We start from the raw sequence: 13,109 nt of genomic DNA on the forward strand, positions 1-13,109 counted from the left end.
TTGAGTAGTTCCTGTTATTCTTCCAATTCTTCGCTGTATGCAATAATCTGATCAACTGTGTCTGACAAGAATTGAATGGTATCACGGAGTGGTTTATCAGTAGAGATATCCGCACCAATGATGCGAGCTGATTCAAGAGGCGTTTTGCTTCCACCAGATTTGAGGAAATTGAGCCAATCGCGGGCTCCATTTTCATCGTTTTTTAAATGGAGATAACCAGCAGTTGAGATAACGAGACCTGCAGAATAGGTATAACTATACAGTCCCATGTAATAGTGACTTTGCCGCATCCAAGTGAGCGCCGCATCGTCATCAATTTCCACCGCATCATCCCAGAATTCGGTCAGAACTTCTTTCATGATACTGTTCAGTTTAGCAGCACCAAAAGTTTCACCGGCTTCAATCAGATTGTAAACACGGCGTTGGAAAGCTGCTTCCAGAAGGTGAGTGATGAAGTTATGGAAGTAGGTGTCAGTTAGACGATGCGCAAGAGCAAAACGTTTTTGGCGCGGATTGTCAAATTGATGCTCTAAATAGTTGCTAAGCAGCAGCTCATTAAAGGTAGAAGGAGCTTCTACATAATAAGTTGACATGTGGGTATTAAAGTAGCTTTGGCTGTTGTCTGAGAAGATAAATTGACCAGAGTGACCAATTTCATGAATCAGAGTATATACATCACTCATACGACCCGTCCAGCTCATGAGCACATAAGGGTGCACACGATAAGGGTCAGTTGCATAGCCTCCGGAGTCCTTGCCGGCATTAGCTGCAAAATCCACCCAGCGCTCTTTTTGATAATTGGCAATTTCGCGCGTGTATTCTTCTCCAAGCGGAGCAACGGATTTCATTACTAGTTCGTAAGCGCCATCAATAGTGACATCAGGATTGAGTGCGCTATCCAAGTCCAATTTCCAATCTGCAAAGGTCATTTTTTCAAGACCGTTGATTTTAGCAACGTGTTTGAGGAACTTTTGTGCAACAGGGGCGAATTCTGTCATGATGAGGTCAATCTGCCGGTCAAACATAGAATGGTCTACCTCTTGCTCAGCCAAAAGATAGTCAAAGACAGAGTCATATCCCCGCATATCAGCAATCAGCTTTTCAGATTTCACTTGAGCCAGATAAGCTGCAGCAGTAGTATGTTGATGTTTGCGAAGTCCAGCTGAGAAAGAACGGAAAGACTTTTCACGGACTTGAGCATTTTCGTGATTTTGGTAGAAATTTTCGTAGCTGATAAAGCTATTCTTATAAACTTTTCCGTCTACTTCAAAATCCTCCATGGCAAAATCACCTGCCCTCATTTTGGTGTAAATGTCTTGTGGGCTGTAAAAAACTTCACTGAGATTTGTCAGAGCCTTTTCGACATCGGCACCTAAATAGTGAGCTTTTTGAATTTTTGCTTGACGAATTGCAGCAGTCAAATGCGGTAGTTGTCCGAGACGGTCAAGTACTTTTTCATCAGCATTTACCAAAGCTGCGTCAAAGAAGCTAAGCGCAACGCTGGCTTCTGTTTCAAAATCTGTACCTGCTTGCGCAATCTGTGCAAAGTTTTCATCACCGTAGTCCGTTGTTTGCGGCATAAAGCTGTAGTTGCCGATATGACTTCTTTGAATGTAGATTTGTTCTAATTCAGCAAAGGCTTTTTCAAAATCCTCGAAAGTATGGAGGTTATCCTTATAATCACGTGTGAATTGGTTAATATCCTCACGCGTTTTTTCAATCGCACGCAAGAAATCCTCTCGGTCTTGATAGAGGGCTGTTAAGTCCCACAGTTCATTTTCTGGAAATTCAGAACGTTGTTTTTGTTCAACCATAAATCTATTTCTCCTTGTCATTAACTTTCTTCTAGTATAGCAGAAAAACACAATAAATAGACGGCATTTCAAAAATTATCGCTAAATTCTCAAAAATTCTTGGTAAAAAGCTGTTTTAAGGCTTTTTCTTTTAGTTGAAAATATGATAAAATAAGATTTATACGTGCTTGATACAAAGATGAGGATTTAAAGGCTTATTAGGGACAATCCTTGTTTATTTCAAAAGTATAGCAGATGAACATTGTGAGCGTTTAACGAGATTTGCGACAGGAACTTGTTAAATCGGTATTATTTGGCAAGAGGCTTTGACTTAGCAAGGCATTTAGCGATTAGCGTAAACTGATTAGGTACTAAGTACCAATCAATTTTAATGCTTTGTATCTTGATCTTTGTAGGCAAGACGTATAAAAAAATTAGAAATTGAGCATAAGCTCAAAGAGGAATATATATGACAAAGCAAGTATTTAAAACTACTTTTGCTGGTAAAGACTTGGTAGTTGAAACAGGTCAAGTGGCAAAACAGGCAAACGGCAGCGTAGTGGTGCGCTATGGTGAAAGTACCGTTCTGACAGCAGCCGTTATGTCAAAGAAAATGGCGACTGGTGACTTCTTCCCACTTCAAGTCAATTATGAAGAAAAGATGTATGCAGCTGGAAAATACCCTGGCGGATTTAACAAACGTGAAGGTCGTCCTTCGACAGATGCGACTTTGACAGCTCGCTTGATTGACCGTCCAATTCGTCCGATGTTTGCGGACGGTTTCCGCAATGAAGTGCAGGTTATCAATACGGTTCTTTCTTATGATGCAGATGCTTCGGCACCTATGGCAGCCATGTTTGGTTCATCTCTTGCTTTGTCAATCTCAGACATTCCTTTTAACGGTCCAATTGCTGGCGTGCAGGTCGGCTATGTCAATGGAGAATTGGTTATCAATCCAAGTCAAGAGCAAAAAGAAGCTTCTTTACTGGAATTAACCGTTGCAGGAACCAAAGAAGCAATTAACATGGTTGAGTCTGGTGCCAAAGAATTGTCAGAAGAGCTGATGTTGGAAGCCCTTCTGAAAGGTCACGAAGCAGTTAAGGAATTGATTGCTTTCCAAGAAGAAATCGTGGCAGTAGTTGGAAAAGAAAAAGCAGAAGTTGAGCTTCTTCGTGTGGATGAAGAATTGCAAACAGAAATTGTAGCAGGCTATAATGCCGATCTTCAAAAAGCCGTTCAGGTAGAAGAAAAATTAGCTCGTGAAGCCGCAACGCAAGCTGTTAAAGACGAAGTTATAGCCCTTTACAAAGAAAAATATGCTGAGCATGAAGAATTTGACCGTATCATGCGTGATGTGGCTGAAATTTTAGAGCAAATGGAACATGCAGAAGTACGGCGTTTAATTACTGAGGACAAGATTCGTCCAGATGGTCGTAAGGTAGATGAAATTCGTCCACTAGATGCTGAAATTGACTACCTACCACGTGTGCATGGTTCTGGTCTCTTTACTCGTGGGCAAACGCAGGCTTTATCTGTCTTGACCTTGGCGCCGATGGGCGAAACACAAATCGTTGACGGTTTAGATCCAGAATACAAGAAACGCTTTATGCATCATTATAATTTCCCACAATATTCTGTAGGAGAAACGGGACGCTATGGAGCACCTGGTCGTCGGGAAATCGGTCATGGAGCTCTTGGTGAACGTGCACTAGCGCAAGTGCTTCCTAGCCTAGAAGATTTCCCTTATGCGATCCGTTTGGTAGCAGAAGTTCTTGAGTCAAATGGTTCATCTTCACAAGCCTCGATTTGTGCTGGGACACTTGCTCTTATGGCCGGTGGGGTACCAATTAAAGCACCTGTAGCCGGAATTGCTATGGGGCTCATTTCAGATGGTAGCAATTACACGATTTTAACAGATATTCAAGGCTTAGAAGATCATTTCGGAGATATGGATTTCAAGGTGGCTGGTACACGTGAAGGAATTACTGCTCTTCAAATGGATATCAAGATTGAAGGAATTACTGCTGAAATCTTGCAAGAAGCATTGGCTCAAGCTAAAAAAGCACGTTTTGAAATTTTAGATTTGATTGAACGTACAATTCCAGCTCCTCGTCCAGAACTCGCTCCAACCGCTCCAAAAATTGATACCATCAAGATTGATGTTGATAAAATTAAGATTGTCATCGGTAAAGGCGGTGAAACGATTGACAAGATTATCGCAGAAACAGGTGTCAAGATTGACATTGACGAAGAAGGAAATGTTTCTATTTACTCTAGCGATCAAGATGCGATTAACCGTGCCAAAGAAATCATTGCAGCTCTTGTGCGTGAAGCAAAAGTAGATGAAGTTTATCATGCCAAAGTGGTTCGGATTGAGAAATTCGGTGCTTTTGTCAATCTCTTTGACAAGACAGATGCCTTGGTGCACATCTCAGAAATGGCTTGGACGCGTATTAATAAGGTTGAAGATTTGGTACAACTTGGTGATGAAGTAGATGTCAAAATCATCAAGATTGATGAAAAAGGTCGTGTGGATGCTTCTATGAAAGCATTGCTTCCGCGCCCTCCTAAAGAGGATAAGGAGAAAAAACATCATCATAAAACGCATAAAGAGCATAAAGCTGTTCAAGAAGAAAAGTCGCAAGACTAGACAGGTTGCTAAGTGTTTGCCTTCAGTCTAAAGCTAGAAAGGAGTCATCATGGGTTGGTGGAAAGAGACGATAGATATTGTAAAAGAAAATGATCCGGCAGCTCGCTCTTCACTTGAGGTGCTGTTGACTTATCCTGGGATTAAGGCTTTGGCTGCTCACCGACTTTCTCACTTTCTGTGGAATCATGGATGTAAACTTTTAGCTCGGATGCATAGCCAATTTTGGCGCTTTTGGACTCAGATTGAGATTCATCCGGGGGCACAGATTGCTTCAGGTGTCTTTATTGACCACGGGAGTGGTTTAGTGATTGGCGAGACGGCCATTGTAGAAAAAGGAGTGATGCTCTATCATGGTGTCACTCTTGGAGGCACAGGGAAAGATTGTGGGAAACGTCATCCGACGGTTCGTCAAGGTGCGCTTATTTCAGCTCATGCGCAGCTAATTGGTCCGATTGAAATTGGTGAAAATGCCAAAGTCGGAGCGGGTGCGGTTGTGGTAGCAGATGTGCCAAGTGATGTGACTGTTGTTGGGATTCCAGCTAAAATTGTCCGAGTTCACGGGCAAAAAGATGTTCCAACGATCAAGAATTTAGAAGAAATCCGCGAAGAAAGTTATTATTCGTCTAAGTTGTAATGGGAAGTAGTTGAAATGTAGGCTGGGAAGAAGGTATATCGTATCGTGTTGTTAGAAGAATTTGAAAATGTAGCTGGTGTAATCGAGCCGACGAATAGACTACAAGATCAAGATGAGAGCTGTGAAACCATTATCCTGTCTTTTAATGGTGAAATTGTAAATCGTTTGATCGAAACGGGAACAGTTCGCGACGGTGGTCACTTAAAGAGTTTAAATGGTAAGCAGCCTTGGTATCTATATGAACAAGGGGAAAATAAAATTGCTGTTATGTTGGCTCTTATTGGAGCACCAGTGATTGTTGGTCAGCTAGAAGAGTTGGCAGCCAGAGGCTTTAAAAACTTCATCATCTTAGGCTCCTGTGGGGTTCTAGATGGCTCGCTAGCAGCAGATAAAATTATCTTGCCAGAATTTGCTCTTCGAGATGAAGGGATCAGCTATCATTATGCTCAGGCTAGCGATGAGATTGCCTATGAGGAAGCTTTGCTAACCAAGATGGAGAATATCTTTGACAAACATGGCATAGAGCATATCCGATCCAAGTCCTGGACGACGGATGCATTTTATCGTGAAACGCCAGCTAAGGTCAAGCACCGTTTAAAAGCGGGTGCTCAGGTGGTTGATATGGAAGCCTCGGCAATTATGGCCTGGAGCCAATTTCGAAAAAAGAAAGTCTATCAGTTTTTCTATACAGCAGACTATGTTGACCATCACAATCATGAGTGGGATGCAAGACATGAAGAAAGAAAAGCAGATGCCATGACTTTTTTTGATGTTGCTTTACAGATAGAAAAGGAATTAGAATATGATTAAAATCTATGACACCATGACCCGCAGTCTGCGTGATTTTGTCCCTCTGGAGGAAGGCAAGGTCAAGATGTATATCTGCGGGCCAACGGTTTATAACTATATCCACGTCGGCAATGCTCGCTCAACAGTGGCCTTTGATACAATTCGTCGTTATTTTGAGTATCGTGGGTATGAGGTGGCTTACATATCCAATTTCACCGATGTGGATGATAAAATTATCAATCGAGCTAAGGAAGAGGGGATCACACCTCAGGAAGTGGCAGACAAGTACATTGCGGCTTTTCGGGAAGATGTGACGACGCTGGGGGTTCAACCAGCTACCCAGCACCCGCGCGTAGTGGACTACATGATGGACATCATTGATTTTGTGCAGACTTTGGTGGATAAGGGCTACGCCTATGAGTCAGAAGGCGATGTCTATTTCCGAGTGGAAAAGTCTCACAATTATGCCAAACTAGCCAACAAAACCTTGGCTGATTTAGAGTTAGGCGCTTCTGGTCGGACAGATGAGGAGACCACCCGCAAGGAAAATCCAGTGGACTTTGCCCTCTGGAAGGCGGCTAAACCGGGCGAGATTTTCTGGGACAGCCCATGGGGGCCTGGTCGTCCAGGCTGGCATATCGAATGTTCCGTCATGGCGACAGAAATTCTGGGAGATACGATTGATATTCACGGTGGCGGAGCTGATTTAGAATTTCCGCACCATACCAATGAAATCGCTCAATCAGAAGCTAAAACTGGAAAGACTTTTGCCAACTACTGGATGCACAATGGCTTTGTCAATATTGATGATGTCAAGATGTCTAAGTCTCTGGGGAACTTCATTACCGTCCACGATGCCCTTAAAACCATTGACGGACAAGTCTTGCGTTTCTTTTTTGCGACTCAGCACTACCGCAAGCCTATCAATTTTACAGAAAAAGCCGTTCACGATGCGGAAGTGAATCTAAAATATCTGAAAAATACTTACGAGCAACCCTTTACGGGAACGGTCAATTTGACAGAATTGCAGGTTTTTCTGGATAAATTTACAGCTGCTATGGACGAAGATTTCAATGCAGCAAATGGGATTACAGTTGTTTTTGAACTGGCTAAGTGGATTAATTCCGGTCATTACAATCAAGAGGTGAAAAGCGCTTTTGCTGAGCTTCTGCAAGTTTTTGGTATTGTCTTTACAGCAGAAGTACTGGATGCGGATATTGAAGCCTTGATTGAGCAGCGCCAAGCTGCGCGTGTTGCCAAGGACTTTGCAACAGCTGATAAAATCCGTGATGAATTGGCAGCTAAAGGGATCAAGCTTTTAGATACCAAGGACGGAGTGAGGTGGATCCGTGATTGATGTCAATCTTATAAATGGTATTGCCTTGGCTTTTGAAGGCGATGCTATCTACTCAACTTATATCCGTCGTCACTTGATTTTCCAAGGCTTGACAAAACCGAACCAGCTACACAGAGAAGCAACCAAGTATGTGTCAGCTCGTGCGCAAGCTAATCTCATTTCGCAAATGTTGGAAGAAAAAATTCTGACAGAAAAGGAAGAAGACATTTATAAGCGTGGACGCAATGCCAATAGCCATACTAAAGCTAAAAACGCAGATATTGTAACCTATCGCATGTCGACAGGTTTTGAAGCCGTTCTGGGATATTTACACATGACCGATCAAATCAAGCGTTTAGAAGAGCTGATTGATTGGTGTATTGTGAGAGTGGAGGGCGCACATCATGACAAAAACTGATCTTTTAGAATGGTTCCCTCAAGGGAGGCTTCAATCCAATCCAAATGCAAAAGAGGATGAAGTGGCAATTCCCATTTCAAGTAATCAATGGTTGTTATTAAAAAAAAGCAGTCTGACAGAGCGAGAGCAAGAACTTATTTCTTTACTGACTGGGAAAGACTCTGCATTTGATGGTGGACCTTGGTATGATTATTTGGTTCATAACCGTGGCAAAATGCCTCAAAACGTTCAAAAGCTACAGTTCGTCCATTGTCATTTATTCCATTATGAAAATGAAACAATTGGGTCTTGGTTGGAAATGATGCGAACCATATTGCCCAATAGAATAGCAGATTTTCAGCTATCCTATCAGGATTACATCTTTGTGCTGGATCAAACGCAGTTAGTCCCTGTAAAAGATGTTCTTCGTGATACTTTATCGGCTATCGAATATGACTTCAGTTTAACTCTGACAATTCAAATCGGACAGATTTGGACTCGCATTTTTGAGGAAAACTATCCTGAGCTATTTCAAGCAGAGAATACCCTTTTTTCCAAGTGGTGGGAACAGGCTCAGCATTCCAATGTGCATTCTTTTTCTCAACTCTTTTTGTGGGGGATTAGCCAAAACGATTTCATATTGCCAATTTTAACAAAGAAACTTCACCAATTGATTGAAAGTCAGGAACAGCTCATTGATATTATCGCTGCTTTGTGGGAAAATACGGCGGTTGTGACAAAAGCTGCCCAGCAGTTGTATATTCATCGGAACACATTGCAATATCACATTGATAAATGGGAAGAACTGACGGGCTTACAGCTAAAAGACCTGACAGATTTGACCCTGTGTTACCATATTGTCATCAATGATTTAGTGTAATGTTTTGTGCATCCTGCACAAAACATTTTTTTTATTTTGTTCACTTTGCCATAGGATAATGAAGCGTTTTCATATATAATAAAATCATAATAACAAAGGAGTTCCATTTTATGGTAGAATTAAATTTAAAAAATATTTACAAAAAATATCCAAACAGCGAACATTACTCTGTAGAAGACTTCAACTTGAATATAAAAGATAAGGAATTTATCGTTTTCGTTGGTCCTTCAGGATGTGGGAAATCTACTACACTTCGTATGATTGCTGGACTTGAAGATATCACGGAAGGTGAATGTTCAATTGATGGCCGCGTGGTCAATGATGTTGCGCCAAAAGATCGTGACATTGCCATGGTTTTCCAAAACTACGCTTTGTATCCACACATGACTGTGCATGACAATATGGCTTTTGGTTTGAAACTTCGTAAATACAGCAAGGATGATATTGAAAAACGTGTAAATGAAGCAGCAGAGATTCTTGGCTTGAAAGAATTTTTAGATCGTAAACCAGCTGACCTTTCAGGTGGTCAACGCCAACGTGTAGCGATGGGACGTGCTATTGTTCGTGATGCAAAAGTATTTCTTATGGATGAACCGCTTTCTAATTTGGATGCGAAATTGCGGGTATCTATGCGAGCAGAAATTGCTAAAATCCACCGTCGTATTGGGGCAACCACTATCTATGTTACCCATGACCAAACAGAAGCAATGACTTTGGCTGATCGTATCGTTATCATGTCTGCAACAAAGAATCCTTCAGGAACGGGTACAATTGGACGTATAGAACAAATCGGTACCCCACAAGAAGTTTACAAAAACCCAGTTAATAAATTTGTTGCAGGCTTTATCGGAAGCCCAGCGATGAACTTTATCAATGTAACTTTGAAAGGTGATGAAATTGTAGCACAAGACCTTTCTCTGAAAGTACCAGAAGGTGCCTTGAAGGTACTTCGTGAAAAAGGCTATGAAGGCAAGAAACTCATTTTTGGTATTCGTCCAGAAGACATCAATACAGAAGCTGCTTTCCTTGAAACCTTCCCAGATTCAGTAGTACATGCTAAAATCTCTGTATCCGAATTGCTTGGTTCGGAATCTCATTTGTATTGCCAAGTGGCTGACAATGAATTTATTGCTAAAGTAGATGCTCGTGATTACCTCAAAGCTGGAGCAGGTATTGACCTTGGCTTTGACTTGAACAAAGCACACTTCTTTGATCCAGAAACAGAAAAGACAGTTTATTAATTTACAATGCCTTTAGAATAACTAATAAGAGAATGCAGGATGCCTTGTTTTTAATACAAGACTCCTGCATTTTTTATAGAAGAAAATTTGGATTTAACGGTAAAGTGATTTATAAATAAGAAGAAGCATTTTAAATTTTATGTTATACTAAAGTCATGGAAAATAACGATATTGTCTATGGTGTACATGCTGTAACCGAGGCCTTGATGGCTAATACGGGAAATAAACTTTATATTCAAGATGATCTTCGTGGGAAAAATGTTGCTCAGATGAAAGATTTGGCAGCAGAAAAAAAGGTTTCTATTTCTTGGACTACCAAAAAAACATTACAAGAAATGACAGGTGGTGCCGTTCATCAAGGTTTTGTTTTGCGTGTTTCAGAATTTGCTTATACGGATTTTGAGGCGATGTTGAAAATGGCAACTCAGGAAGACAATCCTCTGTTGCTCATTTTAGACGGTCTAACAGATCCGCATAATTTAGGCTCTATTTTACGGACGGCTGATGCGACAAATGTTACAGGTGTCATTATTCCTAAGCATCGAGCGGTTGGTGTCACGCCGGTCGTCGCCAAGACCTCTACTGGTGCGGTGGAGCATATTCCTATTGTTCGTGTGACCAATCTCAGCCAAGCTCTGGATAAACTAAAACATGCAGGTTTTTGGATTTTTGGCACAGATATGAATGGCACCCCTTCGACTAAGTGGAATACGGCAGGTAAACTGGCTCTGATTATCGGCAATGAAGGCAAGGGCATTTCTGCTAATATTAAAAAGCAAGTTGATGAAATGCTTACCATTCCTATGAATGGACATGTGCAGAGCTTGAATGCTAGTGTGGCGGCGGCTATTCTCATGTATGAAGTGTTTAGAAATCGCCTATGAAACGGAAAATTTTATTAGTAGATGGCTACAATATGGTAGCTTTTTGGCAAGAGACTCGTTCTTTATTTAACAAAGGGGAATTAGACGTAGCACGAACCATTCTGCTCAACAAACTTAGTAATTACGCTAGTTTTGAGCAATTGGAAATTATCTGTGTGTTTGATGCGCAGTATATGCCGGGAGTTCGCCAGACTTATGATGAGTTTAATGTTACGGTTGTGTTCACTGAGGAAGAAGAAACAGCAGACGATTACATTGAGCGTTTGGCAACTGATCTCAACAATCCTAGAAATCAGGTATCTGTGGCAACGAGCGACTTAAATGAGCAGTGGACTGTCTTTGCTCAAGGGGCTTTGCGTGTTTCGGCTCGTGAACTAGAAAAACGAGTAGCTGTTACAAAGTCGGATCTGAATCAAATGAGTCAACAGCTTCAAATGGGAAAACCACCTTTGCGTCCTATGGACAATCCAACCTTGCGCGATTTACAGAAAATGATGGAGAAAAAGAAAGATGACTTTTAAAATTTTAACGGATTCAACCGCAGACCTTCCAGAAAGCTGGGCTTTGGAAAATGATGTTCAAATCCTTGGCTTGACTATTCAGTTGGACGGGACAACTTATGAAACGGTCGGGGATAAGAAACTGACGAGTGAGCAGCTCCTCTCTAAAATGGAAGCAGGGAGCCAGCCAACAACCAGCCAAATCAATGTCGGTCAGTTTGAAGATATCTTTCGTGGTTACGCTGAAATCGGTATGCCAGTTCTTTATATTGCGTTTGCTTCAGTCTTGTCAGGAACTTATCAGAGTGCGGTCATGGCACGGGATATGGTTTTAGAAGATTTTCCAGAAGCGGTTATCCGGATTATTGATACCAAGGCTGCGTCTATGGGAGAAGGTCTTTTGGTGATGAAAGCGGTGGAAGCGAAAGCTGCCGGTCAAAGTTTGGAACAGATAGTTGCTTTGATAGAATCTTTAGTGCCAAAAGTAAAAACGTATTTTCTAGTAGATGACCTAAACCATCTTATGCGTGGTGGACGAATTTCAAAGACCGCAGCTCTCATGGGAAGTTTAGTCAATATTAAGCCGATTATTGCTGTGAAAGCCGATGGTAGGCTGGATTCTGTGGCTAAAGTTCGTGGAAAGAAAAAGGCTCATGCTGAAGTGGTGCGCATGACCTTGGAAGATATTGCCGATCCGCGCGTGGTAATCGCCTATGCAGGATCAGATAGTCAGGAAGTAGCACGAACTCTCAAAGATCAGCTTCTTGCCTCCGAACAAGTCAATGATGTTTTTATCTTGCCATTAGGTCCCGTTATTGCCACCCACACTGGTCCTGGAACTTTGGGCCTATTCAGTATTGCCTATGAAAATCAAGATTAAGCGAAATGAAACCGTTCTTTCATAAATAATTTATCAAATATATTGACTTTTACCCCTAAAATTTGGTATGATAGTAAACGGTATTGTTTACCCCATTTGTAAGGCCCCGGAACCTTCCAAATAACTTGCGGACCGGAACATCCGCCTTGTAAACAAAAACGATATTCATATAGGAGAAATCATGAACAAAACAACATACATGGCTAAGCCAGGTGAAGTTGAACGTAAATGGTATGTAGTAGACGCTACTGATGTACCTCTTGGACGCCTTTCTGCTGTTGTAGCAAGCGTACTTCGTGGAAAAAATAAACCAACTTTCACACCTCATACTGATACAGGTGACTTTGTGATTGTTATCAATGCTGAAAAAGTAAAATTAACTGGTAAAAAGGCAACTGATAAAGTTTACTACACTCACTCAATGTATCCAGGTGGATTGAAATCAATTACTGCTGGTGAACTCCGTTCTAAGAACGCTGTTCGCTTGATTGAGAAATCAGTTAAGGGTATGCTTCCACACAATACTCTTGGCCGTGCTCAAGGTATGAAATTGAAAGTATTTGTAGGTGCTGAGCACACTCATGCTGCACAACAACCAGAAGTTCTTGATATTTCAGGACTTATCTAAGGAAAGGAACAAATAAGCTATGTCACAAGCACAATATGCAGGTACTGGACGTCGTAAAAACGCTGTTGCACGCGTTCGCCTTGTTCCAGGAACTGGTAAAATTACTGTAAACAAAAAAGATGTTGAAGAATATATCCCACATGCTGATCTTCGCCTTGTCATCAACCAACCATTCGCAGTTACTTCAACTGTTGGTCAATACGATGTTCTCGTAAACGTTCTCGGTGGTGGCTACGCTGGTCAAGCAGGAGCTATCCGTCACGGTATCGCCCGTGCCCTTCTTCAAGTAGACCCAGACTTCCGCGACTCACTCAAACGCGCTGGTCTTCTTACACGTGATGCCCGTATGGTAGAACGTAAGAAACCAGGTCTTAAGAAAGCTCGTAAAGCTAGCCAGTTCTCAAAACGTTAAGAAACGGCTACAATACAGACTTTACAACACTTCATGGTTCACACCATGGGGTGTTTTTTTGATGTTTTTTAGCAAAATTCACACC

General features: G+C 41.6%; 13 protein-coding genes. 12 read left to right on the forward strand and 1 reads right to left on the reverse strand.

Going from position 1 to position 13,109, the window contains the following annotated elements; all coding sequences use genetic code 11:
* Window positions 1–14 precede the first annotated feature (14 nt).
* The gene (gene pepF, locus ANG_RS02610) at window positions 15–1,814 is read right to left on the reverse strand and encodes an oligoendopeptidase F (RefSeq protein ID WP_025271626.1); all 1,800 of its coding nucleotides are present in this window, start codon (window positions 1,812–1,814) and stop codon (window positions 15–17) included.
* A 448-nt stretch (window positions 1,815–2,262) separates the two neighbouring features.
* Here pepF and pnp point away from each other — a divergent pair, with 448 nt between their 5' ends.
* From pnp to rpsI, 12 genes are all read left to right on the forward strand, one after another.
* Window positions 2,263–4,443, forward strand: coding sequence for a polyribonucleotide nucleotidyltransferase (gene pnp / locus ANG_RS02615; protein WP_003035136.1), 2,181 nt, complete (start codon window positions 2,263–2,265; stop codon window positions 4,441–4,443).
* A 49-nt stretch (window positions 4,444–4,492) separates the two neighbouring features.
* Window positions 4,493–5,077, forward strand: coding sequence for a serine O-acetyltransferase (gene cysE, locus ANG_RS02620; RefSeq protein ID WP_025271627.1), 585 nt, complete (start codon window positions 4,493–4,495; stop codon window positions 5,075–5,077).
* A gap of 45 nt (window positions 5,078–5,122) precedes the next feature.
* Complete coding sequence (locus ANG_RS02625) at window positions 5,123–5,887, forward strand: nucleoside phosphorylase (protein WP_003035161.1); 765 nt, start codon at window positions 5,123–5,125, stop codon at window positions 5,885–5,887.
* Window positions 5,880–7,223 (forward strand): cysteine--tRNA ligase, encoded by a 1,344-nt coding sequence (gene cysS / locus ANG_RS02630; protein WP_020999811.1) that lies wholly within the window; start codon window positions 5,880–5,882, stop codon window positions 7,221–7,223. Before ANG_RS02625 ends, cysS begins: the two co-directional genes overlap by 8 nt.
* Complete coding sequence (locus tag ANG_RS02635) at window positions 7,216–7,620, forward strand: Mini-ribonuclease 3 (protein ID WP_003026238.1); 405 nt, start codon at window positions 7,216–7,218, stop codon at window positions 7,618–7,620. The genes cysS and ANG_RS02635 overlap by 8 nt, the downstream gene beginning before the upstream one ends.
* Window positions 7,607–8,479 (forward strand): helix-turn-helix domain-containing protein, encoded by an 873-nt coding sequence (locus tag ANG_RS02640; RefSeq protein ID WP_003035118.1) that lies wholly within the window; start codon window positions 7,607–7,609, stop codon window positions 8,477–8,479. Before ANG_RS02635 ends, ANG_RS02640 begins: the two co-directional genes overlap by 14 nt.
* Before the next feature lie 110 nt (window positions 8,480–8,589).
* Window positions 8,590–9,720, forward strand: coding sequence for an ABC transporter ATP-binding protein (locus tag ANG_RS02645; RefSeq protein WP_003035146.1), 1,131 nt, complete (start codon window positions 8,590–8,592; stop codon window positions 9,718–9,720).
* A gap of 155 nt (window positions 9,721–9,875) precedes the next feature.
* The gene (gene rlmB / locus ANG_RS02650) at window positions 9,876–10,604 is read left to right on the forward strand and encodes a 23S rRNA (guanosine(2251)-2'-O)-methyltransferase RlmB (protein ID WP_003035157.1); all 729 of its coding nucleotides are present in this window, start codon (window positions 9,876–9,878) and stop codon (window positions 10,602–10,604) included.
* Window positions 10,601–11,125, forward strand: a complete 525-nt coding sequence (locus tag ANG_RS02655; RefSeq protein WP_003035162.1) for an NYN domain-containing protein — start codon at window positions 10,601–10,603, stop codon at window positions 11,123–11,125. Before rlmB ends, ANG_RS02655 begins: the two co-directional genes overlap by 4 nt.
* The gene (locus ANG_RS02660; protein ID WP_003035163.1) at window positions 11,115–11,984 is read left to right on the forward strand and encodes a DegV family protein; all 870 of its coding nucleotides are present in this window, start codon (window positions 11,115–11,117) and stop codon (window positions 11,982–11,984) included. Before ANG_RS02655 ends, ANG_RS02660 begins: the two co-directional genes overlap by 11 nt.
* Window positions 11,985–12,165: 181 nt before the next feature.
* Window positions 12,166–12,612 (forward strand): 50S ribosomal protein L13, encoded by a 447-nt coding sequence (rplM, locus tag ANG_RS02665; protein WP_003026230.1) that lies wholly within the window; start codon window positions 12,166–12,168, stop codon window positions 12,610–12,612.
* Between the two features lie 19 nt (window positions 12,613–12,631).
* On the forward strand, window positions 12,632–13,024 hold the full coding sequence (gene rpsI / locus ANG_RS02670) for a 30S ribosomal protein S9 (RefSeq protein WP_003035124.1): 393 nt from the start codon (window positions 12,632–12,634) through the stop codon (window positions 13,022–13,024).
* Window positions 13,025–13,109: the final 85 nt, after the last annotated feature.

This window comes from Streptococcus anginosus subsp. whileyi MAS624, assembly GCF_000478925.1.
Lineage (GTDB): Bacteria > Bacillota > Bacilli > Lactobacillales > Streptococcaceae > Streptococcus > Streptococcus whileyi.

What these genes read in the sequence shown, in the direction of transcription:
- ANG_RS02660 (WP_003035163.1), top strand. Translation starts at nt 11,115, where the DNA reads ATGACTTTTAAAATTTTAACGGATTCAACCGCAGACCTTCCAGAAAGC.
- ANG_RS02640 (WP_003035118.1), top strand. Translation starts at nt 7,607, where the DNA reads ATGACAAAAACTGATCTTTTAGAATGGTTCCCTCAAGGGAGGCTTCAA.
- pnp (WP_003035136.1), top strand. Translation starts at nt 2,263, where the DNA reads ATGACAAAGCAAGTATTTAAAACTACTTTTGCTGGTAAAGACTTGGTA.
- rlmB (WP_003035157.1), top strand. Translation starts at nt 9,876, where the DNA reads ATGGAAAATAACGATATTGTCTATGGTGTACATGCTGTAACCGAGGCC.
- rpsI (WP_003035124.1), top strand. Translation starts at nt 12,632, where the DNA reads ATGTCACAAGCACAATATGCAGGTACTGGACGTCGTAAAAACGCTGTT.
- ANG_RS02655 (WP_003035162.1), top strand. Translation starts at nt 10,601, where the DNA reads ATGAAACGGAAAATTTTATTAGTAGATGGCTACAATATGGTAGCTTTT.
- cysE (WP_025271627.1), top strand. Translation starts at nt 4,493, where the DNA reads ATGGGTTGGTGGAAAGAGACGATAGATATTGTAAAAGAAAATGATCCG.
- cysS (WP_020999811.1), top strand. Translation starts at nt 5,880, where the DNA reads ATGATTAAAATCTATGACACCATGACCCGCAGTCTGCGTGATTTTGTC.
- ANG_RS02645 (WP_003035146.1), top strand. Translation starts at nt 8,590, where the DNA reads ATGGTAGAATTAAATTTAAAAAATATTTACAAAAAATATCCAAACAGC.
- pepF (WP_025271626.1), bottom strand. Translation starts at nt 1,814, where the DNA reads ATGGTTGAACAAAAACAACGTTCTGAATTTCCAGAAAATGAACTGTGG.
- rplM (WP_003026230.1), top strand. Translation starts at nt 12,166, where the DNA reads ATGAACAAAACAACATACATGGCTAAGCCAGGTGAAGTTGAACGTAAA.